At 67.2% G+C, this 19194-nt stretch carries 15 protein-coding genes; 7 read left to right on the top strand and 8 right to left on the bottom strand.

Annotation, left to right across the window (positions count from 1 at the left end; genetic code table 11):
• Positions 1 to 2 precede the first annotated feature (2 nt).
• Both GA645_RS01745 and GA645_RS01740 read right to left on the bottom strand, forming a co-directional pair.
• Positions 3 to 1160, bottom strand: a complete 1158-nt coding sequence (locus tag GA645_RS01745; protein ID WP_152219383.1) for an iron-containing alcohol dehydrogenase — start codon at positions 1158 to 1160, stop codon at positions 3 to 5.
• Between the two features lie 309 nt (positions 1161 to 1469).
• Positions 1470 to 2264: a thymidylate synthase gene (locus GA645_RS01740; protein WP_152219381.1), complete on the bottom strand. Its 795-nt coding sequence runs from the start codon at positions 2262 to 2264 to the stop codon at positions 1470 to 1472.
• 218 nt (positions 2265 to 2482) lie between these two features.
• Between GA645_RS01740 and GA645_RS01735 the strand changes: the two genes are divergently transcribed.
• The 6 genes from GA645_RS01735 (at position 2483) to GA645_RS01710 (ending at position 9211) form a co-directional block, all read left to right on the top strand.
• On the top strand, positions 2483 to 2989 hold the full coding sequence (locus GA645_RS01735) for a sugar dehydrogenase complex small subunit (protein WP_152219379.1): 507 nt from the start codon (positions 2483 to 2485) through the stop codon (positions 2987 to 2989).
• A gap of 2 nt (positions 2990 to 2991) precedes the next feature.
• Positions 2992 to 4575 carry a GMC family oxidoreductase gene (locus GA645_RS01730; RefSeq protein WP_152219377.1) on the top strand — a complete coding sequence of 528 codons (1584 nt, stop codon included), beginning with the start codon at positions 2992 to 2994 and terminating at the stop codon, positions 4573 to 4575.
• 2 nt (positions 4576 to 4577) lie between these two features.
• Positions 4578 to 5858, top strand: coding sequence for a cytochrome c (locus tag GA645_RS01725; protein WP_152219375.1), 1281 nt, complete (start codon positions 4578 to 4580; stop codon positions 5856 to 5858).
• Positions 5859 to 5976: 118 nt separating this feature from the next.
• The gene (locus tag GA645_RS01720; protein WP_152219373.1) at positions 5977 to 8382 is read left to right on the top strand and encodes a tetratricopeptide repeat protein; all 2406 of its coding nucleotides are present in this window, start codon (positions 5977 to 5979) and stop codon (positions 8380 to 8382) included.
• Positions 8383 to 8455: 73 nt separating this feature from the next.
• Positions 8456 to 8773: a DUF2388 domain-containing protein gene (locus GA645_RS01715; protein ID WP_152219371.1), complete on the top strand. Its 318-nt coding sequence runs from the start codon at positions 8456 to 8458 to the stop codon at positions 8771 to 8773.
• Positions 8774 to 8884: 111 nt separating this feature from the next.
• A complete protein-coding gene (locus tag GA645_RS01710) occupies positions 8885 to 9211 on the top strand; it encodes a DUF2388 domain-containing protein (protein ID WP_152219369.1) in 327 nt (108 codons plus the stop codon).
• A gap of 796 nt (positions 9212 to 10007) precedes the next feature.
• On the opposite strand, the gene gcvP is transcribed toward GA645_RS01710, so the two are convergent.
• From gcvP to GA645_RS01690, 4 genes are all read right to left on the bottom strand, one after another.
• Positions 10008 to 12884, bottom strand: a complete 2877-nt coding sequence (gcvP, locus tag GA645_RS01705) for an aminomethyl-transferring glycine dehydrogenase (RefSeq protein ID WP_152219367.1) — start codon at positions 12882 to 12884, stop codon at positions 10008 to 10010.
• 75 nt (positions 12885 to 12959) lie between these two features.
• On the bottom strand, positions 12960 to 13349 hold the full coding sequence (gene gcvH / locus GA645_RS01700; RefSeq protein WP_152219365.1) for a glycine cleavage system protein GcvH: 390 nt from the start codon (positions 13347 to 13349) through the stop codon (positions 12960 to 12962).
• A 52-nt stretch (positions 13350 to 13401) separates the two neighbouring features.
• On the bottom strand, positions 13402 to 14484 hold the full coding sequence (gene gcvT, locus GA645_RS01695) for a glycine cleavage system aminomethyltransferase GcvT (protein ID WP_152219363.1): 1083 nt from the start codon (positions 14482 to 14484) through the stop codon (positions 13402 to 13404).
• Between the two features lie 112 nt (positions 14485 to 14596).
• Positions 14597 to 16216 (bottom strand): iron ABC transporter permease, encoded by a 1620-nt coding sequence (locus GA645_RS01690; RefSeq protein WP_152227849.1) that lies wholly within the window; start codon positions 16214 to 16216, stop codon positions 14597 to 14599.
• Positions 16217 to 16386: 170 nt separating this feature from the next.
• On the opposite strand from GA645_RS01690, the gene GA645_RS01685 reads away from it, so the two are divergent.
• Complete coding sequence (locus GA645_RS01685; RefSeq protein WP_152219361.1) at positions 16387 to 16785, top strand: hypothetical protein; 399 nt, start codon at positions 16387 to 16389, stop codon at positions 16783 to 16785.
• Here GA645_RS01685 and GA645_RS01680 read toward each other — a convergent pair whose 3' ends face one another.
• A complete protein-coding gene (locus tag GA645_RS01680) occupies positions 16786 to 17787 on the bottom strand; it encodes an extracellular solute-binding protein (RefSeq protein WP_152219359.1) in 1002 nt (333 codons plus the stop codon).
• A gap of 186 nt (positions 17788 to 17973) precedes the next feature.
• Positions 17974 to 19191, bottom strand: coding sequence for a 2-octaprenyl-3-methyl-6-methoxy-1,4-benzoquinol hydroxylase (locus GA645_RS01675; protein ID WP_152219357.1), 1218 nt, complete (start codon positions 19189 to 19191; stop codon positions 17974 to 17976).
• Positions 19192 to 19194: the final 3 nt, after the last annotated feature.

The raw sequence follows: 19194 nt of genomic DNA, 5'->3' as shown, positions 1-19194 counted from the left end.
TCTCAGAAGGCGGCTCGGTAGATGGCCAGCGCGTCGGCTTCGCTGACTTCACGGGGATTATTCACCAACAGGCGTTGCTGCAACATGGCATCAGCGGCCAGGCGCGGCAGGCTGTCTTCCGGCACGCCGGCATCGCGCAAGCGCGCCGGTAGACCGCAGCGCGGGCTGAGCTGGGTCAGCTCGGCGATGAACTGCTCGGTGCGGTCGGCATCATTGCGCAAGCGTTCGCCCAGCAGCAGCGGCGCCAGTTCGGCATAAAGCAAGCCGGCGCGGGGTGCATTGAAGCGGATCACCTCCGGCAGCACCAGTGCGTTGCTCAGGCCGTGGGGAATGTGGAAGTGCCCGCCCAGCGGATAGGCCAGCGCGTGCACGGCGGCCACCGGCGCGTTGGCGAAGGCCTGTCCGGCCATGCAGGCGCCCAGCAGCATGGCCTGGCGCGCCTCGCGGTTGCGGCCGTTGTGCACCGCTTCGTCGAGGTTCAGCGCCAGCAGGCGCAGCGCTTCTCGGGCCAGCAGATCCGACAGGGGATTCTTCTTCAGCTTGCTGGTGTACGCCTCGATGGCGTGGACCATGGCGTCGATGCCGGTGGCGGCGGTGACCGCCGGCGGCAGGCCGAGGGTCAGGTCTGCGTCGAGCACAGCCAGGTCCGGCAGCAGGTACGGGCTGACCACGCCCATCTTGGTGGTCTCGCCGGTGGTGACGATGGCGATGGGTGTCACTTCCGACCCAGTACCGGCGGTGGTCGGTACCTGCAGCAGCGGCAGGCGCGGGCCACGGGCGTTGCCAACGCCGAAGAGGTCCTTCAGCCCCTGGGAGGCCAGCGGGTGCGCCAGCAGCGCCACCAGCTTGGCGACGTCCATCGAGCTGCCGCCGCCGAAGCCGATCACCAGTTGCGCAGCCATCCTGCGCGCCTGCTCGGCGGCGGCCAGCACCACGCTTTCCGGCGGATCAGCCAGCACCTGGTCGAAGACTTCCACCGCCACGCCGGTCGCAGTGAAGCCGGGCAGCACGCCGTCGAGCATGTTCAGGCGGGTGATGCCGGGGTCGGTGACGACGAGCACACGCTGGGCGCCGCGCTCGCGGCAGAGTTCACCCAGGCGGGCGGCGGAGCCACTCTCACAGAGGATCTGTGCAGTGGTGGCGAAGCTGAAAGGCTGCATGACGGTCCCCGGTCTTGTGGTTGTACTGCGGAAACTCCGTAGGCCGCAGGTCGGCGGCCAGCCGGGGCAGCATAGCAACGCGCCGCAGATTCATGAAACCCTGTACCGCCAGGCGAAACACTTATTCACCGAATGAATGGGCAGGCACGGAGGATCACTTCACGTAGGAGCGGATTCATCCGCGATCGATTTCCGGCCGCTCCGAGCAAGCCGGTTGCACATCGCGGACAGGGTTCGCTCCTACGAATCAGGCTGCTCAGAAACGAAAAAGGCCGGCATTGCGCCGGCCTTTTCTTCATCGAGGACAGGTCAGACAGCGACCGGCGCCTTGATGTGCGGATGCGCCTCGTAGCCGACCAGTTCGAAGTCCTCGAAGCGGAAGTCGAACAGGTCCTTCACCTCAGGATTGATCTTCATGCTGGGCAGCGCCAGCGGCTGGCGGGTCAGCTGCAGGTCGGTCTGTTCCAGGTGGTTGGCGTACAGGTGGCAGTCGCCGCCGGTCCAGATGAACTCGCCCGGCGCAAGCCCGGCGACCTGCGCGACCATCAGGGTCAGCAGCGCGTAGCTGGCGATGTTGAAGGGTACGCCGAGGAAGATGTCGGCCGAGCGCTGGTATAGCTGGCAGCTGAGCTTGCCGTCGGCGACGTAGAACTGGAACAGGGCGTGGCACGGCGGCAGGGCCATCTCGTCGATCAGCGCCGGGTTCCAGGCGGAGACGATCAGGCGGCGCGAATCCGGGTTGCTCTTCAGCATCGCCATCAGGTTGGTGATCTGGTCGATGTGGCGGCCGTCCGGTGCCGGCCAGGAGCGCCACTGGTAGCCGTAGACCGGGCCCAGGTCGCCATTCTCATCAGCCCACTCGTCCCAGATCGAGACGCCGTTTTCCTTCAGGTAGGCGATGTTGGTCGACCCTTTGAGGAACCACAGCAGCTCGTGAATGATCGATTTGAGGTGGCACTTCTTGGTGGTCACCAGCGGGAAGCCTTCGGCCAGGTCGAAGCGCATCTGGTGGCCGAACACGCTGTAGGTGCCGGTGCCGGTGCGATCGCTCTTGAAGGTGCCGTGTTCGCGCACGTGGCGCATGAGGTCGAGGTACTGTTTCATCGATGCTGTCTTATCCGGTGAGGCTCTGCGGCGCGGCTCGCAATCGACCGCCGGCGGGTCGACCCGCCTGCAGAATCTGAACAAGCGGCAATACTAAGGGGCGCGGCTCACTCCCGCCACCCCGGCCGGCCCGGTGGCCGCCCCAAGTACCGAACGACACGACGCAAGCGGCGCAAGACCGCGCGCCGCCACCCTTGCCTGGTGCCAGAGAGGTCAGCATGTCCGACGTTCAACTGCCGCAGTTTCCCCTTTCCCGCCGCCGCCTGCTGGCGGTGGCCTGCGCCGGCGCAGCGGTAGGTGGCGTACTGCTCAGTCCCAGCGCCCGCACCCTGGCCGCGCTGACACCCCAGGCCGACGCGGATCTGGCCAGCTTCATGACCCTGTCGCAGCGACTGACCGGACACAGCAACCTCGACCCGCGTATCGGTCTGCGCCTGTTCGAGGCCCTGGCCCAGCGCGATACAGCGCTCAGGCAGAGCCTGGCCGAATTGCAGGCGCACCTGGCCGACTTACCGGCCAGCTGGAGCGAACGCCAGCAGTGGCTGGCCCGGCAGATCCTCGGCGGCTGGTACCTGGGACAGATCGGCGAGGCCACCAGCGCCAGCGTCATCACCTATGAGCAGGCGCTGATGTTCAAGGCGGTGGACGACGTGCTGGTGATCCGCAGCTACTGCCCGAACAAGCCGGGCTTCTGGGCGGCCCAGCCGGCCGAGCGGGAGGTCTGAGCATGGCCGATACGCAGCACGCGGATTTCGTGGTGATCGGCTCCGGCGTCGCCGGGGCGCTGGTCGCCCATCAGCTGGCGCTGGCCGGCAAGGATGTGCTGATCCTCGAAGCCGGGCCGCGCATGGCGCGCTGGGAGATCGTCGAGCGCTTCCGCAACCAGGCGGACAAATCCGACAACCAGGCGGCCTACCCGTCAAGCCCGCACGCCCCGCATCCGCAATTCCACCCGGACAACCACTACCTGATCCAGAAGGGCACGCACCCGTACGACGTGCAGTACCTGCGCGTGGTCGGCGGCACCACCTGGCACTGGGCGGCCTCGGCCTGGCGCTTCCTGCCCAACGACTTCAAGCTGCTCAGCCTCTACGGCGTGGGCCGCGACTGGCCCCTGGAATACGCAGAGCTCGAACCCTGGTACCAGCGCGCCGAGGAGGAGCTGGGCGTCTGGGGGCCGGGCGAGGAGGAGCTCGGCTCGCCACGCAGCAAGCCCTACCCGATGCCGCCCCTGCCGCTGTCGTGGAACGAACAGCGCATCAAGACCCTGCTCAACGGCAACGGCTACCGCGTGGTCACCGAGCCGGTGGCGCGCAACAGCCGCCCCTATGACGAAAGGCCAACCTGCTGCGGCAACAACAACTGCATGCCGATCTGCCCCATCGGCGCCATGTACAACGGCATCGTCCACATCGAGAAGGCCGAACGCGCTGGCGCGCGGCTGGTCGAGAACGCCGTGGTGTTCAAACTGGAGAAAGGTGACGGCGGCAAGATCAGCGCCGCGCTGTACAAGGACCCGCAGGGCAACGAGACCCGGGTCGAAGGCGGTACCTTCATCCTCGCCGCCAACGGCATCGAGACACCCAAGCTGATGCTGATGTCCGAGGTTGGCAACAGCTCGGACAGGGTCGGCCGCAACCTCATGGACCACCCCGGTACCGCCGTCCAGTTCTATGCCAACGAGAAGCTCTGGCCGGGGCGAGGGCCGCAGGAGATGACCTCGATGGTGGGCTTCCGCGATGGTGCATTCCGCAGCGAATACGCCGCCAAGAAGATCCACCTGTCGAATCTCTCGCGCACCGACCAGGTGACCGCCGAGCTGATCCGCAAGGGCCCCCTGTTGCTGGGCCGCGAACTGGAGGCGCAGATCCGCGACCGCGCCGCGCGCTTCGTGCGTTTCGACAGCTTCCACGAAATCCTCCCGCACCCGGAGAACCGCATCGTCCCCAGCGCCAGCGAGCGCGATGCCCTGGGCATCCCGAAGCCGGAGCTCACCTACGCGATGGACGACTACGTGCGCAAGAGCGCGCTACACACCCGCGAGATATACACCCACGCGGCGAAACTGCTGGCCGGCACTGATGTGGTGTTCGAGGACAATTTCGCCAACAACAACCACATCACCGGCACCACCCTGATGGGCACCGACCCGAAGGACTCAGTGGTGGACAGCCATTGCCGCAGCCACGACCACCCCAACCTGTTCATCGCCGGCAGCGCCGTGATGCCCACCGTCGGCTCGGTGAACTGCACCCTGAGCATCGCCGCCCTGGCCCTGCGCCTGGCCGACCAGCTGAAGCGGGAGGCCTGAGGATGAAGCCCCTGGCACTTCTCGCCCTGCTCGCCGTACCGCTGCTGGGCCACGCCGCCACGGCACTGGACACCGCGCCGCCGGAGCTGCTGCAACGCGGCGAATACCTGGCCCGCGCCGGCGACTGCGCGGCCTGCCACACCGCGCCGGGCGGCAAGCCCTTCGCCGGTGGCCTGCCGTTGGCCACGCCGCTGGGGGCGGTGTACTCCACCAACATCACCCCCGACCCCAAGACCGGCATCGGCAGCTACAGCTACGACGACTTCGCCCACGCCCTGCGCGATGGCGTGGCCAAGGGCGGCACCCGCCTCTACCCGGCAATGCCCTACACCGCCTACGCGAAGATCAACGACGAGGACATGAAGGCGCTCTACGCCTGGTTCCTCAATGGCGGTGTGCAGGCGGTGGCGCAGCCCAACCAGGACTCGGACATCGCCTGGCCATTGGACGTGCGCTGGCCGCTGGCGATCTGGAACCTGCTGTTCCACGACGATACGGTCTACCAGGCCAATCCGAAGCAGAGCGACGCCTGGAACCGTGGCGCCTACCTGGTCCAGGGCCTGACCCACTGCGGCACCTGCCACACCCCGCGCGGCATGGCCTTCCAGGAAAAGGCCACGAACGAGCGCGGCACCGGCTTCCTCGCCGGCGCCGCGCTGGGCGGCTGGTACGCGTTCAACATCACCCCCGACACCCACAGTGGCATCGGCGGCTGGAGCGACGCGGAGCTCGTGCAGTACCTCAAGAGCGGTCGCGTGGCGGGCAAGGCACAGGCCGCAGGCCCCATGGGCGAAGCGGTGGAGCACAGCTTCCAGTACCTGTCCGAGGCGGATTTGCAGGCCATCGCCACCTACCTGCGCAGCGTCCCGGCGGTCAGCGACGGCGAACGCAAGGCGCGCTTCCAATGGGGCAAGCCGGCCGAGGATGTGCTCACCCTGCGCGGCCAGGACTTCGCCGGGCAGCAGCCGGACGATGGCGCCCGCCTGTACCTGGGCAACTGCGCCAGCTGCCACTCCTGGAGCGGTGACGGGGTGAAGGACGGCTATTACCCTATGCTGCTGAAGAACAGTGCAGTCGGGGCCCAGCAGCCGGACAACCTGGTTCAGGTTGTGCTCGGCGGCGTTCACCGCAAGGTCGGCGACGAGGAGCTGTTCATGCCCGGCTTCGCCGGCACCCTCAACGATGAGCAGATCGCCGCGCTGGTGAACTACCTCACCGCGCAGTTCGGTAATCCGGAGGTGAAAGTCGACAGTGCGCGGGTCGCGGAAATTCGCCAGCCATAGCGCCAGACCCAAGATAGTGGCGGGCCGCCACCGCACCATGAAAATGGCCCGCCCGCGTTGACAGCCCCCCCCCGCTCACGGAAGCTCCCTTACCCCTGGAGTCGTCGCGAAACAACGGATGTCCATGTCCCACAAGACCAAGAAGCCTCGCCCCACGCCTCCCGCCGCCAAACCTTCAGCGCCTCGCCGTACCTGGCTTGCGGCCGCTGCCGGGGTGCTGCTCCTGGTCACCCTGGGCGCCTGGATCTGGGTACAGCAGGACAACGGCGTAACGCTGCCGAGCGATCACCCGCCCACCCCGGCCACCGCACCCGCTGCGCAAGCGCCGACACCTGCCGCGCAACCCGCGCAATTGGTCGCCGAATCCACCTGCGAAGGCTGCCACTCGGCACAGACCAAGGACTGGCAGGGTTCCCATCACCAGCAAGCGATGAAACCGGCCAGCGAAGGCAACGTGCTCGGCGACTTCGCCGACGTCACCTTCAAGGGCGAGGTCGAGACCACCCGTTTCTTCCGCAAGGGCGACGAATACTGGGTCAACACCCCCGGCAACGACGGCAAGCCGGCGGATTTCAAGGTGGCCTACACCTTCGGCATCCAGCCCTTGCAGCAGTATCTACTGGAATATCCGGGGGGCCGCCTGCAGGCCCTCGGCGTCGCCTGGGATAGCCGCAAGCACCACTGGTTCCAGCTGATGCCCGGGCAGCGCGTCGACTACAAGGACGAGCTGCACTGGACCCGCCCCGCGCAGAACGCCAACTTCATGTGCGTCGAGTGCCACACCACCGGCTTCAAGCGCAATTACGACGCCAGCACCGACAGCTTCGCCAGCCACTGGAACAGCCTTGGCGTCGGCTGCCAGGCCTGCCACGGCCCGGCGTCAAAGCACCTGGAATGGGCGCAGAAGCCGGACGGCAGCGCAGACAAAGGCTTCGAGGTGCCACTCAAGAACGCCAGCCAGAGCACCATCGTCGAAACCTGCGCGCGCTGCCACGCCCGTCGCGCACCGCTGGGCGACGGTTTCCAGAACACACATCGCTTCATGGATGACTACCTGCCCAGCACCCTGACCCGCGAACTCTACGAGATCGACGGCAAGATCAAGGACGAAGTCTTCGAGTGGGGCTCCTTCACCCAGAGCAAGATGTTCGCCAAGGGCGTGCGGTGCACCGATTGCCACAACCCGCACAGCGGCCAGCTGAAAGCGCCGGGCAACGGCGTCTGCCTGCAGTGCCACAACACCGCCGGCAAGCCCGTGCGGCCGCAGATCGACGGCAAGGGACTGCAGGCGAAGAACTACGACTCGCCCGAACACCATCACCATCAACCCGGCAGCCCCGGCGCGCAATGCACGGCCTGTCACATGCCGGGCCGCTACTACATGGTCAACGACTACCGTCACGACCACGGATTCAGCCTGCCCGACCCCGCGCATGCGCGGCACATCGGCGCGCCGGACGCTTGCCTGGCCTGCCACAAGGACTCCCCGGCGAAAAAGATCACCGAGCAATTCCGCCAGTGGTACGCCAGCGAGCAGCCGGCCAAGCCGAACGCCTCCGGCAATCCCACGCCGCGCTATGACGACACCCTGTGGAAAGCCCGCGGCGGCAAACCGGGAGCCTCCCGCGCGCTGCACCTGCTGCTGGCATCGCCAGAGCTGCCGGCGATCCGCCGTGCCACGCTGATGGCCGAACTGCCCAACTACCCCAGCCCCCGCTCGCTGGAGCTGGCGGCGCAAGGCCTGAAGGATACCGACTCGCTGGTGCGCACCGCCGCCGTCAACATCGTCATACCCCTCGCCAATGCCCCGCAACAGGCCCTGGTGCTGGCGCCCATGATGGCTCCGCTGCTGTCCGACCCGATCCGTGCCGTGCGCATCGCCGCCGCCTGGCAGCTCTCGCAGTTGCCGCCGCAGGCGCGGCCCGGCCTGGACGAGGCGCTGGACAAGGGGCTGCGCGAATACGAGGACGTTCAGAAAAGCCTGGCCGAACGCGCCGAGGCGAACCTAAACCTCGCCATGCTCTACCAGCGCATCGGCCACGCAGACCAGGTGGAGCCTGCCCTGCGCGCGGCGATGGCGCACAACCCGGACTTCCTGCCGGCCACCGTCACGCTGATCCAGTGGCTGGAGGCCAGCAGCCGCCAGGCCGATGCCCGCCAACTGCTCGACGACGCCCTGCTCCAGCATCCATCCGCCGGTCTGCTGCACCACGTCAACGGCCTCGCCCTGGTGCGCCAGGGCGACCGCACGGCAGCGCTCAAGGAGCTGCGCGAAGCGGTGCGCTTGTCGCCGGACGACGACCAGTTCCGCTACGTGCTGGCCATCGCGCTGCACGACAGCGGCGAAGCCGATGCGGCCTGCCACGAGCTGGAAGCACTGCTGCAACGGCACCCGGCCAACCGCTCGGCACGCCTGGCGCTGATCGGCTACCTGCGCGAGACCGGGCAGATGCAGAAAGTGCAGATGCTGCTGTCGGAACTGGAACAACAGAATCCGGACGATCCCTCGCTAAAGCGCGAGTGAATCTTCCGACGAGCAGGCGGGAACTCGGGAAGCGGCGAAAGCTCTGACAGACGCATTCAACCAAGGAGTTACCATGCGTCGCCGCTTCATCCCCGCCGTCATTGCTTTCACCCTGCTCCCGCTGGCCTCGGCCATGGCCGAAGACAGCGACTTCTGGCAATCGGTCCTGACCTCCGGCGCCACCACCGCGTCGAGCTACCTGACCAGCCGCAACGACCACAAGCTGGTCGGCCCGGCCCAGGACGATGCCGCCAGCTTCATCGCCACCGATGGCGCCATTCGCGGCCCTTACCTCGAGGCCGCGCTGCAGCAGATGCGCACCAGCAACCCGGCACTGGCCAACGCCAGCGACGCCGACCTGGCCAGCGCCCTCCTCGCCAGCCAACGCTGACCGCGACGGCGCGCGCGGCCCAAGGCAACGCGCGCCGCCCGGCGCAAAGGAGGAACTCCCCGCCAACCCCACGCATCTCACCTGTACACGGACCTCCCGGAGGTGATTCTGATGCACACCGCCAAACTGGCCACCGTACTCGCCCTGCTTGCCCTGCCCGTCGCTTCGGCCATGGCCGATGACTTCTGGCGCGACATCATCTCGTCCGGCGCAACCACCGCGGCGCTCTATCTGACCTTCAGGCACGACCACAAACTGATCGTCGCCGCCCAGGACGATGCCACCACCTATGTCGCCAGCGATGGCGCGATACGTGGCCCCTACCTTGAATCCGCATTGACCCGTCTGCGCAGTGACAACCCCAGCCTGCGTGATCGCAGCGACATGGAACTGGCCAACGCCATCCTGGCTCGCGGCAACGATGCACCTGCCCACTGAACCCCACCGGCGCGGCCCCTGGCGCTCGCCGCGGGCCGTTCCCTGCTGGCGGGGCCGGCGGGAGGATCGGGTCGTTCCGCTTGCTCAGCGTCATTCCCTCGTGCTGACCGCTTCCCTGTAGGAGCAGGCCCTGCCCGCGATGCATCGGCAGATCAGCCAGGTTCGCCACCGGAGACGCAAGACCCTGACGTTCTCCTGTAGCAACGGGGCCTCCGCGTGGGATTTCGCGGACAAGGTCCGCTCCTACGGGAGCTAGAACGCCACGCCCTGGCTCTGGCTCTGGCTCTGGCTCTTTAAGACTTCCAGAAAAACATCCGCACACACCGGAGCGCCCCTTCAGGAGGCCGAGTGGAATCGGAGTTTCAGGGGTTGAGCGGCATGGATGCCGCGAGAGCCGCGATGGGCCAGGGATGGCCCTTCGCGGCGGGCCCCTGAAACTTCGATGGAAGGAGGGAACCCCGGCGAAGCCGGGGCCGGATGATGGGGCAAGACCTTTGGTTACTTTGCGTCGTTTGGCAAAGTAACTCGCCCGAGGGGGCGAAACAGAAGACATCCGAGCACGCCGATGCGGCGCAGAAACGCCGAACGTCAAGTCGGCGGATAACGCTTGGAGCGTTATTCGCCCTACAAGAGCATCACGGACAAAGTCCGCTCCTACGAAACGTGGTTACAGGCGACCCCGCCGCTGGGACGATTCGCGAGCAAGCTCGCTCCTACGAAGGGCCCATCCATAACAGCGAAATCACCACAACGAAAAAGCCGCCCAAAGGCGGCTCTTTCATTCACCAGTCACAACTCACTCGCGGTAGTCATCCACCGGCACGCAAGCACAGAACAGGTTGCGGTCGCCGTAGACGTTGTCCACACGATTCACCGCCGGCCAGTATTTGAAGGCACGGGTATGCTCGGTCGGGGTCACCGCTTCGGCGATCTCGTACGGGCGCTGCCACAGGCCCGTGACGTCGGCCAGGGTGTGCGGCGCACGCTTGAGCGGGTTGTCCTCGGCCGGCCACTCGCCCGCCTCGACCTTGGCAATCTCGGCGCGGATGGACAGCATCGCCTCGATGAAGCGATCCAGCTCGTGCTTGGATTCGCTCTCGGTGGGCTCGACCATCAGCGTGCCGGGCACCGGGAAGGACATGGTCGGCGCATGGAAGCCGTAGTCCATCAGGCGCTTGGCCACGTCTTCCTCACTGATCCCGGTCTGTGCCTTGAGCGGGCGCAAGTCGAGGATGCACTCGTGGGCGACGCGGTCGTTGCGGCCGCGATAGAGCACCGGGAAGGCGCCGTCGAGCCGGCTGGCCACGTAGTTGGCGTTGAGGATCGCCACCTCGGTAGCGTCCGCCAGCTGCGGGCCCATCATGGCGATGTACATCCAGCTGATCGGCAGGATGCTGGCACTGCCCCAGGGCGCGGCGCTCACCGCGCCGTTGAGCGGGTTCGGCCCTTCGATACGGATCACCGGGTGGTTGGCGACGAAGGGCGCGAGGTGCTTCTTCACGCCGATCGGGCCCATGCCCGGACCGCCACCGCCGTGGGGAATGCAGAAGGTCTTGTGCAGGTTCATGTGCGACACGTCGGCGCCGATGTCCGCCGGACGCGCCAGGCCGACCTGGGCGTTGAGGTTGGCGCCGTCCATGTACACCTGGCCGCCGTGGGCGTGGATCACCTCGCAGATCTCGCGGATGCCTTCCTCGTACACGCCGTGGGTCGAGGGGTAGGTGATCATCAGGCAGGACAGCTGCGCACCGGCCTCCTCGGCCTTGCGCTTGAGGTCTTCCAGGTCGACGTTGCCGCCCTTGTCGCACTCGACGATGACCACGCGCATGCTCGCCATGATCGCCGAGGCCGGGTTGGTGCCATGGGCCGAGGACGGGATCAGGCAGATGTTGCGGTGCGCGTCGCCACGGCTCTCGTGGTACTTGCGGATCGCCAGCAGGCCCGCGTACTCGCCTTGGGCGCCGGAGTTGGGCTGCATGCAGATGGCGTCGAAGCCGGTGATCGCGCAGAGCCAGCGTTCCAGTTCCTCGATCATCAGGCGGTAGCCTTCGGCCTGCTCGCGCGGCACGAAGGGGTGCAGGGTGGCGAATTCCGGCCAGGTGATCGGGATCATCTCGCTGGTGGCGTTGAGCTTCATGGTGCAGGAGCCCAGCGGGATCATCGCCTGGTTCAGCGCCAGGTCCTTGCCTTCGAGCTGGCGCAGGTAGCGCAGCATCTCGGTTTCACTATGGTGGCGGTTGAACACCGGGTGGCTCAGGTAGCCGCTGCTGCGCTGCAGGTCGGCGGGGATGCCGTCGGCGACCTGGCCGGCATCGAGCTTGGCGACGTCCAGGCCGTGGCCGGTGCCGAGGACGATGTCGAACAGGCTGGCGAGGGTTTCGGCGCTGGAGGTCTCGTCCAGGCTCACGCCCAGGCGGTCTTCGCCGACGATGCGCAGGTTCACGCGGGCGGCGCGGGCGCGCTCGACGATGGCCTGCTGGCCGGTGCCGACGTCCAGGGTCAGGGTGTCGAAGAAGTGCTGGTTGACGAGCTTCACGCCCTTGGACGCCAGGCCGGAGGCCAGGACAGCGGTCAGGCGGTGCACGCGCTGGGCGATGCGTTTCAGGCCCTGCGGGCCGTGGTACACGGCGTACAGGCTGGCAATGTTGGCCAGCAGTACCTGCGAGGTGCAGACGTTGGAGTTGGCCTTCTCGCGGCGGATGTGCTGCTCGCGGGTCTGCAGCGCCATGCGCAGCGCGGTGTTGCCACGGGCGTCCTTGGACACGCCGATGATGCGGCCCGGCATGGCGCGCTTGTATTCGTCGCGGCAGGCGAAGAAAGCCGCGTGCGGGCCGCCGTAGCCCATGGGCACGCCGAAGCGCTGGGCGCTGCCGAGCACGACGTCGGCGCCCAGCTCGCCCGGCGGGGTGAGCAGCAGCAGCGCGAGCAGGTCACTGGCGACGCAGGCGATGGCCTGCCGGGCATGTAGCGCATCGATCAGGCTGCGCAGGTCGCGGATTTCGCCGCGGGTATCGGGGTATTGCAGCAGCGCACCGAATACCGCGTGCTGACCGAGGTTCTCCACCTCGTCGACCACCACCTCGAAGCCGAAGGCGTCGGCGCGGGTCTGCACCACCGAGATGGTCTGCGGGTGGCACTGGGCGTCGACGAAGAACAGGTTGCTCTTGGCCTTGGCGACGCGCTTGGCCAGGGCCATGGCCTCGGCGGCGGCGGTGGCTTCGTCGAGCAGCGAGGCGCTGGCGAGGTCGAGGCCGGTGAGGTCGATGGTCATCTGCTGGAAGTTCAGCAGGGATTCGAGACGGCCCTGGGCGATTTCCGGCTGATACGGCGTGTAGGCGGTGTACCAGCCCGGGTTCTCCAGCACGTTGCGCAGGATGACGGTCGGGGTCAGGGTGCCGTAGTAGCCGGTGCCGATCAGGCTGGTCCACAGCTGGTTCTGCTGTGCGTACCCCTTCAGCTTGGCCAGCGCGCCCTGCTCGTCCAGGGCGGTCGGCAGGTCCAGCGGCCGATTCAGGCGAATGGCCGGCGGCACCGTCTGCACGATCAGGTCATCGCGGCTGGCAATGCCCAGGGCGTCGAGCATGGCCTGTTGTTCGGCGGCATCGGGCCCCAGGTGGCGGGCGAGGAAGGCGTCGGGCTGGTGCAGCTGGGAAAGCGAAGGGGTGTTCGACATGGCGTCGGTCTCGAAAAAGTCGTTCCCTAAAAGAACAGGCCCCGACGAGTCGAGGCCTGTGTGTACAGCGGTGTCTTACGCGTCGGCGTCGCTGGCAGCGCGGTAGCCGGCGGCGTCGAGCAGCTTCTCAAGCTCGGCCGGGTTGCTCGGCTTGAGCTTGAAGAACCAGGAGCCGTACGGATCGTTGTTCACTTCTTCAGGGGTGTCGGCCAGTACGTCGTTGACGGCGATGACTTCGCCGCCTACCGGGGCGTAGATGTCCGAGGCGGCCTTCACCGACTCGACTACACCGGCTTCCTGCCCTGCGGCGAGGGTCTTGCCCACTTCCGGCAGTTCGACGAAGACCACGTCACCCAGGGCTTCCTGGGCATGGTCGGAGATGCCCACGGTCACGGTACCGTCGGCTTCCAGGCGCGCCCACTCATGGCTGGCGGCGTAACGCAGGTCGGCGGGGATATTGCTCATGTTGTTTTTCCTCGGTGACTGGGCGACGGGCGGCAATGCCACCCTATGCAATTTAGATCAGGGCTTTGCCATGACGCACGAAATTCGGCTGAACGACGCGAACCGGGTACCACTTGCCACGGATTTCCACTTCGGCGCGGTCGCCGGTGGCCGCCGGCACGCGGGCCAGGGCGATGGATTTGCCGAGCGTCGGGGAGAAGCTGCCGCTGGTGATCTCGCCATCGCCGACACCGGCGACGCGCACCACTTGATGAGCGCGCAGCACACCGCGCTCTTCCAGCACCAGGCCGACCAGTTTGGAGGAGTCTCCGGCCGCTTTCTGCGCTTCCAGGGCCTGGCGGCCGATGAAGTCGCGTTCGGCGGGTTCCCAGGCGATGGTCCAGCCCATGTTGGCGGCCAGCGGGGTGACGTCTTCGTCCATGTCCTGGCCGTACAGGTTCATCCCGGCTTCCAGGCGCAGGGTATCGCGCGCGCCGAGGCCCGCTGGGGCAATGCCGGCACCGACCAGTTCGTTGAGGAAGCCCGGCGCCTCGGCGGCCGGCAGCATGATTTCCAGGCCGTCCTCGCCGGTGTAACCGGTGCGGGCGATGAACCAGTCACCGTCGGCCTTGCCCTGGAAGGGCTTGAGTTCGCGGATCAGCGCGGCGCGCGAGGGGGTGACCAGCTCAGCAGTCTTCTCGCGGGCGTTCGGGCCCTGGACCGCCAGCATCCCGAGGTCGGCGCGTTCGGTCAGGGTGACGTCGAAGCCTTCGGTATGGGCCTGCAACCAAGCCATGTCCTTATCGCGGGTCGACGCGTTGACCACCACGCGGTAGCCGTACACACCGAGGTAGACGATCAGGTCGTCGACCACCCCGCCACGGTCGTTGAGCATGCCGCTGTACAGCGCCTTGCCCGGGGTTTGCAGTCGTTCGACGTCGTTGGCCAGGAGTCGTTGCAGGTATTCCTTCGCCTGCGGACCGGTGACGTCGACCACGGTCATGTGGGAAACGTCGAACACGCCGCAATCGCGACGTACCTGGTGGTGCTCTTCGACTTGCGAACCGTAGTGCAGCGGCATGTCCCAGCCGCCGAAATCGACGATCTTGGCGCCGAGGGCGACGTGCAAATCATAGAGCGGTGTGCGCTGTCCCATGGGTGGTCTCCTTCCGGGCGAGGCGGGTGCGGAGCGCGAGAACGGCCCGCACGAAACGCGCGCATTGTAGTCGCATGACCGGTCCGTGGACAGCGGGTCCGACAGTCGAATCTCAGCGATCGGCGCAACCGGCCGCGCGCGCCGAGCGGCGGATCAGGCCGATGACCGGGAACAGCCCCACCAGCACCAGCGTCAGGGCCGGCAACGCGGCGCGCGCCCACTCGCCTTCGCTGGTCATTTCGAAGACGCGCACGGCCAGCGTGTCCCAGCCGAAGGGGCGCATCAGCAGCGTAGCCGGCATTTCCTTGAGCACGTCGACGAACACCAGCAGCGCGGCGCTCAGCGCCCCCGGCAACAGCAGGGGCAGGTAGACCCTGAAGAATAGTCCCGCACCGCCCACCCCGAGGCTGCGCGACGCTTCCGGCAGCGACGGACGGATGCGCGCCAGGGCGCCCTCCAGCGGGCCGTGGGCCACCGCCATGAAGCGGATCAGGTAGGCCACCAGCAGTGCGCCGAGGCTGCCCAGCAGCAGCGGTTTGCCGGCGCCGCCCAGGGCGGTGGACAGCGGGATCACTGCCTGATTGTCCAGCCAGCTGAAGGCCAGCATGATCGCCACCGCCAGCACCGAGCCGGGCAGCGCGTAGCCGAGGTTGGCCAGGCCGACCGCCGAACGTACCGCCGGGGTGGGCGACAGTCGGCGGGCGAAGGCAAGCAGCAGCGCCACCGCCACCGTCAACAGCGCGGCGAGCCCGCCCAGGTAGAGGCTGTGCAGGATCAGCCCCCAGTAGCGCTCGTCGAGATCGAAACGGCCCTTTTGCCAGCACCAGACCAGCAGTTGCAGCACCGGGATGACGAAGGCGCAGGCGAACACCAGCAGGCACCAGGCCGTCGCGGCGAAGGCTTTCCAGCCGTGCAGGCGATACAGCGCGGCACCCCGTGGCCGTTCGCTGGGCACACCAGTACGGCCCCGGCTGTAGCGCTCGCCGAGCAGTACCAGCATCACGAACAACAGCAGCAGGCTGGCCAGTTGGGTCGCGCTGGAGAGGCTGTAGAAGCCGTACCAGGTCTTGTACACGGCGGTGGTGAAGGTATCGAAGTTGAACACCGAGACGGTGCCGAAGTCCGCCAGGGTCTCCATGACTGCCAGGGCGAGGCCCGTACCGATGGCCGGTCGCGCCATGGGCAGGGCGACCCGCCAGAACGCCATCCACGGCGACAGCCCGAGCACTCGCGCCGCCTCGGTCAGCCCGCGCCCCTGGGCGAGGAAGGCGGTGCGCGCCAGCAGGTAGACGTAGGGGTAGAACACCAGCACCAGGACAATGATCACCCCGCCCGTGGAGCGCACCCGTGGTAAGCGCAGACCGCTGCCGAACCACTCCCGCAGCAGCGTCTGCACCGGCCCGGCGAAGTCCAGCAGGCCGACGAAGACGAACGCCAGTACATAGGCCGGCACGGCGAAGGGCAGCATCAGCGCCCAGTCCAGCCAGCGCCGGCCAGGGAACGCGCAGAGGCTGGTGAGCCAGGCCAGGCTCACGCCCAGCAGAGTCACCCCGGCACCGACACCGCCGACCAGCACCAGCGTATTGCCCAGCAGGCGCGGCAACTGGGTATCCCACAGGTGCGCCCAGATGTCCCGGTCGATCTCCGCCCAGCTCAGCAGGAGCACGCTGATCGGCAGCAGGACCAGGGCGGCGACGGGGAAGGTAACGGGAATCCAGCGGTTGGCGAACATGCGGCGGTGTTTCCAGAACATCAATAACTGCTCAAGGGGAAGCGTTCACTTCGGTGCGGAAACTTCCGGCATTGAACTCGAATTTGCTTGATCTTCAGTTGGCTGGGATAAAGCGCAAGGTATGGCGGTCGAACCGGCCACTTTGCCACCCCTGCCCAAGGAAAAAACCCATGCCCGCTCGCCGCACCCTGCCCGTCCTGCTCCTCTCCGCCCTCTGCGCACCGGCCTTTGCAAGCGATGCCCCGACGTCCATCGAAGCCTGCCTGGATCTCGCCTCGCGCACCTTCGCCAGCGACCCGCAGATGCAGCAACGCTGGCAACAGTCCTGGCTGGAGCGTGGATCGCTGCGCGAGGAGGCCTATGACGGGGAAGCCGCTGGCCAACACGCCAGCAAGGCACTGACGGCGCGGATGCGCGAGGGCGAGAAAGTCGCCGGACAGTTCACCTGCCTGCTGACGGAGAGCGGCAAGCCTCTCTCCGTGCAGTACCAGGTACAACCCGCCGGCAGCGACAAGGCCGCCAGCGAAGCCGAAGCGACCGAGCCCTCCCAGGCAGAGCCGGCCTCCTGATCAGTTCCAGCCGGCGCGGTCCATCAGCTTGATGGCCTCGGCCTGGCGCTTGCCGGCGACTTCCACCGCGATGCTGTCGGCCTTGAACGCGCCCCAGGCCGCCACTTCCTGCGACGGCGCCACCTTCGGGTTCGCCGGGAATTCCTGGTTGATGCTGGCGAACAGCGCCTGCGCCTCCGGGCCGGTCATCCACTCCACCAGCTTCTTGGCGGCCTCCGGGTGTGGCGCGTACCTGGTCAGGCCGATGCCCGACAGGTTGACGTGCACGCCACGGTCGCCCTGGTTCGGCCAGAACAGTTTCACCGGCAGTTCCGGCTTCTCCTGGTGCAGGCGCCCGTAGTAGTAGGTGTTAATGATGCCGACGTCGCACTGGCCGGCGGCGATGGCCTGGAGCAGCGCGGTGTCGTCGGAGAACACGTCGGTGCCCAGGTTGCTCACCCAGCCCTTGAGGATTTCCTCGGTCTTCTGCTCACCATGGGTTTCGATCAGGGTGGCGGTCAGCGACTGGTTGTAGACCTTCTTCGCCGTGCGCAGGCACAGGCGGCCTTCCCACTGTTTGCCGGCCAGCGCCTCGTAGGTGCTCAGCTCCTCGGGCTTCACCCGCTCAGTGGAGTAGGCGATGGTGCGCGCGCGCAGCGACAGGCCGGTCCAGCTGTCGGTGCTGGAGCGGTACTGCGGCGGGATGTTGGCATCCAGCACCGGCGAGTCGAAGGGCTGCAGGATGCCCATCTTCTCCGCCTGCCATAGGTTGCCGGCGTCCACGGTGAGCAGCAGGTCGGCCGGCGTGTTGGCGCCTTCGGCCTTGATCCGCGCCATCAGCGGCGCTTCCTTGTCGGTGATGAACTTGATCTTCACCCCGGTGGCCTTGGTGTAGGCGTCGAACACCGGCTTGATCAGCTCGTCGATGCGCGAGGAATAGACCACCACTTCGCCGGCGGCCTGGGCGGTGCTGCCGAGGGCGGCCAGCAGGAGGGTGGCGAGAAGACCTTTGCGCATGAGCATGGGCGTGTCCTTTGCGGGGAAGAGATTCCGCAAATGATAAGGAACCGCATTTGCTAATGGGTTACGCAGGTGTGTCGGGGTGTTGCGGGAAGGTGCGACCCGGCGTCGCGGCGGGTGTAAGGCTCGGAGCGAGAGCCCCCCAGCCCTCTCCCTTGGGAGAGGGTCAGGGTGAGGGGGCCGCTGTGATCAGACCCGCGCCAGCGTCGGCAGATCGCCGGAAAGCCCCAGCGCCTGCCGCACGAACATCCCCTTCGCCTCGTGATGCTTGTCCACCAGCCGCAGCCCTGCATTGCGCAGCCAGCGCACCGCCAGCGGGTCGGCCTGGAACAGGCGCTGGAAGCCTTCCATCGCAGCCATCATCGCCAGGTTGTGCGGCATCCGGCGGCGCTCATAGCGGCTCAACACGCGCTCTTCGGCGATGTTCTCGCCGCGCTCGTAGGCATGCAGGATCACCTCGGCAAGCACGGCGGCATCGAGGAAGCCGAGGTTGACCCCCTGCCCGGCCAGCGGGTGAATGGTGTGCGCGGCATCGCCGATCAGCGCCAGCCCCGGCTCCACGTAGCGCTTGGCGTGACGCTGGCGCAACGGAATGCACAGGCGGCGGTCGGCATGCTCGATAGCGCCCAGGCGGTGCTCGAAGGCCCGTCCCAGCGCGGCGCAGAAGCCTTCGTCGTCCAGCGCCATGATCTTTTCAGCCTGCTCCGGCGTGATCGACCAGACGATCGAGCACCAGTGCGCATCGCCCTCCTTCGCCAGCGGCAGGAAGGCCAGCGGGCCGTCGTCGGTGAAGCGCTGCCAGGCGGTGGCCAGGTGCGGCTTCTCGCAGCGCACGCTGGTGACGATAGCGTGGTGCAGGTAATCCCACTCGCGGGTAGCGCAGCCGGCCAGACGGCGCACAGCGGAGTTGGCGCCGTCGGCGGCGATCACCAAGGGGGTGCGGATTTCCCGGCCATCGGCCAGGGTCAGCAACCAGTCGTCGCCGGAATGGCGCAGCTGATCCAGGCGGGCGCCAGGCAGCAGACCGAGGGCGGAGTCGTGCAGACGGTCCATCAGGGCATCCTGCATCACGCGGTTCTCGACGATATGGCCGAGCACCTCGGCATGCACGCTGGCGGCGCTGAAGTGAATCTGCCCGGTTCCGGAGCCGTCCCACACCTGCATCTCGCGGTAGGGCTCGGCGCGGCGCGCGGCGATGCCGTCCCAGGCGTGCAGGCGCTGGAGGATGCGCCGGCTGGCCTCGGACAAGGCGCTGACACGCGGTTCGAAAGGCGCCTCGCGGTCGAACGGCTTGACGCTAAGCGGGCTGCCGTCCAGCAGCAGGATGTCCAGGCCGCTGCCTTCCAGCGCCAGGGCCAGCGCGCTACCGACCATTCCCGCGCCGACTATTACCAGATCCGCGTGCATCGT

This window comes from Pseudomonas sp. SCB32, from assembly GCF_009189165.1.
GTDB lineage: Bacteria > Pseudomonadota > Gammaproteobacteria > Pseudomonadales > Pseudomonadaceae > Pseudomonas.
The sequence above is the reverse complement of the archived record's forward strand: the minus strand, read 5'-3'. Positions and strand labels throughout refer to the sequence as shown.

Coding starts and splice junctions, on each gene's coding strand:
- GA645_RS01745 (WP_152219383.1), bottom strand. CDS start 1,160: ATGCAGCCTTTCAGCTTCGCCACCACTGCACAGATCCTCTGTGAGAGT.
- GA645_RS01740 (WP_152219381.1), bottom strand. CDS start 2,264: ATGAAACAGTACCTCGACCTCATGCGCCACGTGCGCGAACACGGCACC.
- GA645_RS01735 (WP_152219379.1), top strand. CDS start 2,483: ATGTCCGACGTTCAACTGCCGCAGTTTCCCCTTTCCCGCCGCCGCCTG.
- GA645_RS01730 (WP_152219377.1), top strand. CDS start 2,992: ATGGCCGATACGCAGCACGCGGATTTCGTGGTGATCGGCTCCGGCGTC.
- GA645_RS01725 (WP_152219375.1), top strand. CDS start 4,578: ATGAAGCCCCTGGCACTTCTCGCCCTGCTCGCCGTACCGCTGCTGGGC.
- GA645_RS01720 (WP_152219373.1), top strand. CDS start 5,977: ATGTCCATGTCCCACAAGACCAAGAAGCCTCGCCCCACGCCTCCCGCC.
- GA645_RS01715 (WP_152219371.1), top strand. CDS start 8,456: ATGCGTCGCCGCTTCATCCCCGCCGTCATTGCTTTCACCCTGCTCCCG.
- GA645_RS01710 (WP_152219369.1), top strand. CDS start 8,885: ATGCACACCGCCAAACTGGCCACCGTACTCGCCCTGCTTGCCCTGCCC.
- gcvP (WP_152219367.1), bottom strand. CDS start 12,884: ATGTCGAACACCCCTTCGCTTTCCCAGCTGCACCAGCCCGACGCCTTC.
- gcvH (WP_152219365.1), bottom strand. CDS start 13,349: ATGAGCAATATCCCCGCCGACCTGCGTTACGCCGCCAGCCATGAGTGG.
- gcvT (WP_152219363.1), bottom strand. CDS start 14,484: ATGGGACAGCGCACACCGCTCTATGATTTGCACGTCGCCCTCGGCGCC.
- GA645_RS01690 (WP_152227849.1), bottom strand. CDS start 16,216: ATGTTCGCCAACCGCTGGATTCCCGTTACCTTCCCCGTCGCCGCCCTG.
- GA645_RS01685 (WP_152219361.1), top strand. CDS start 16,387: ATGCCCGCTCGCCGCACCCTGCCCGTCCTGCTCCTCTCCGCCCTCTGC.
- GA645_RS01680 (WP_152219359.1), bottom strand. CDS start 17,787: ATGCTCATGCGCAAAGGTCTTCTCGCCACCCTCCTGCTGGCCGCCCTC.
- GA645_RS01675 (WP_152219357.1), bottom strand. CDS start 19,191: ATGCACGCGGATCTGGTAATAGTCGGCGCGGGAATGGTCGGTAGCGCG.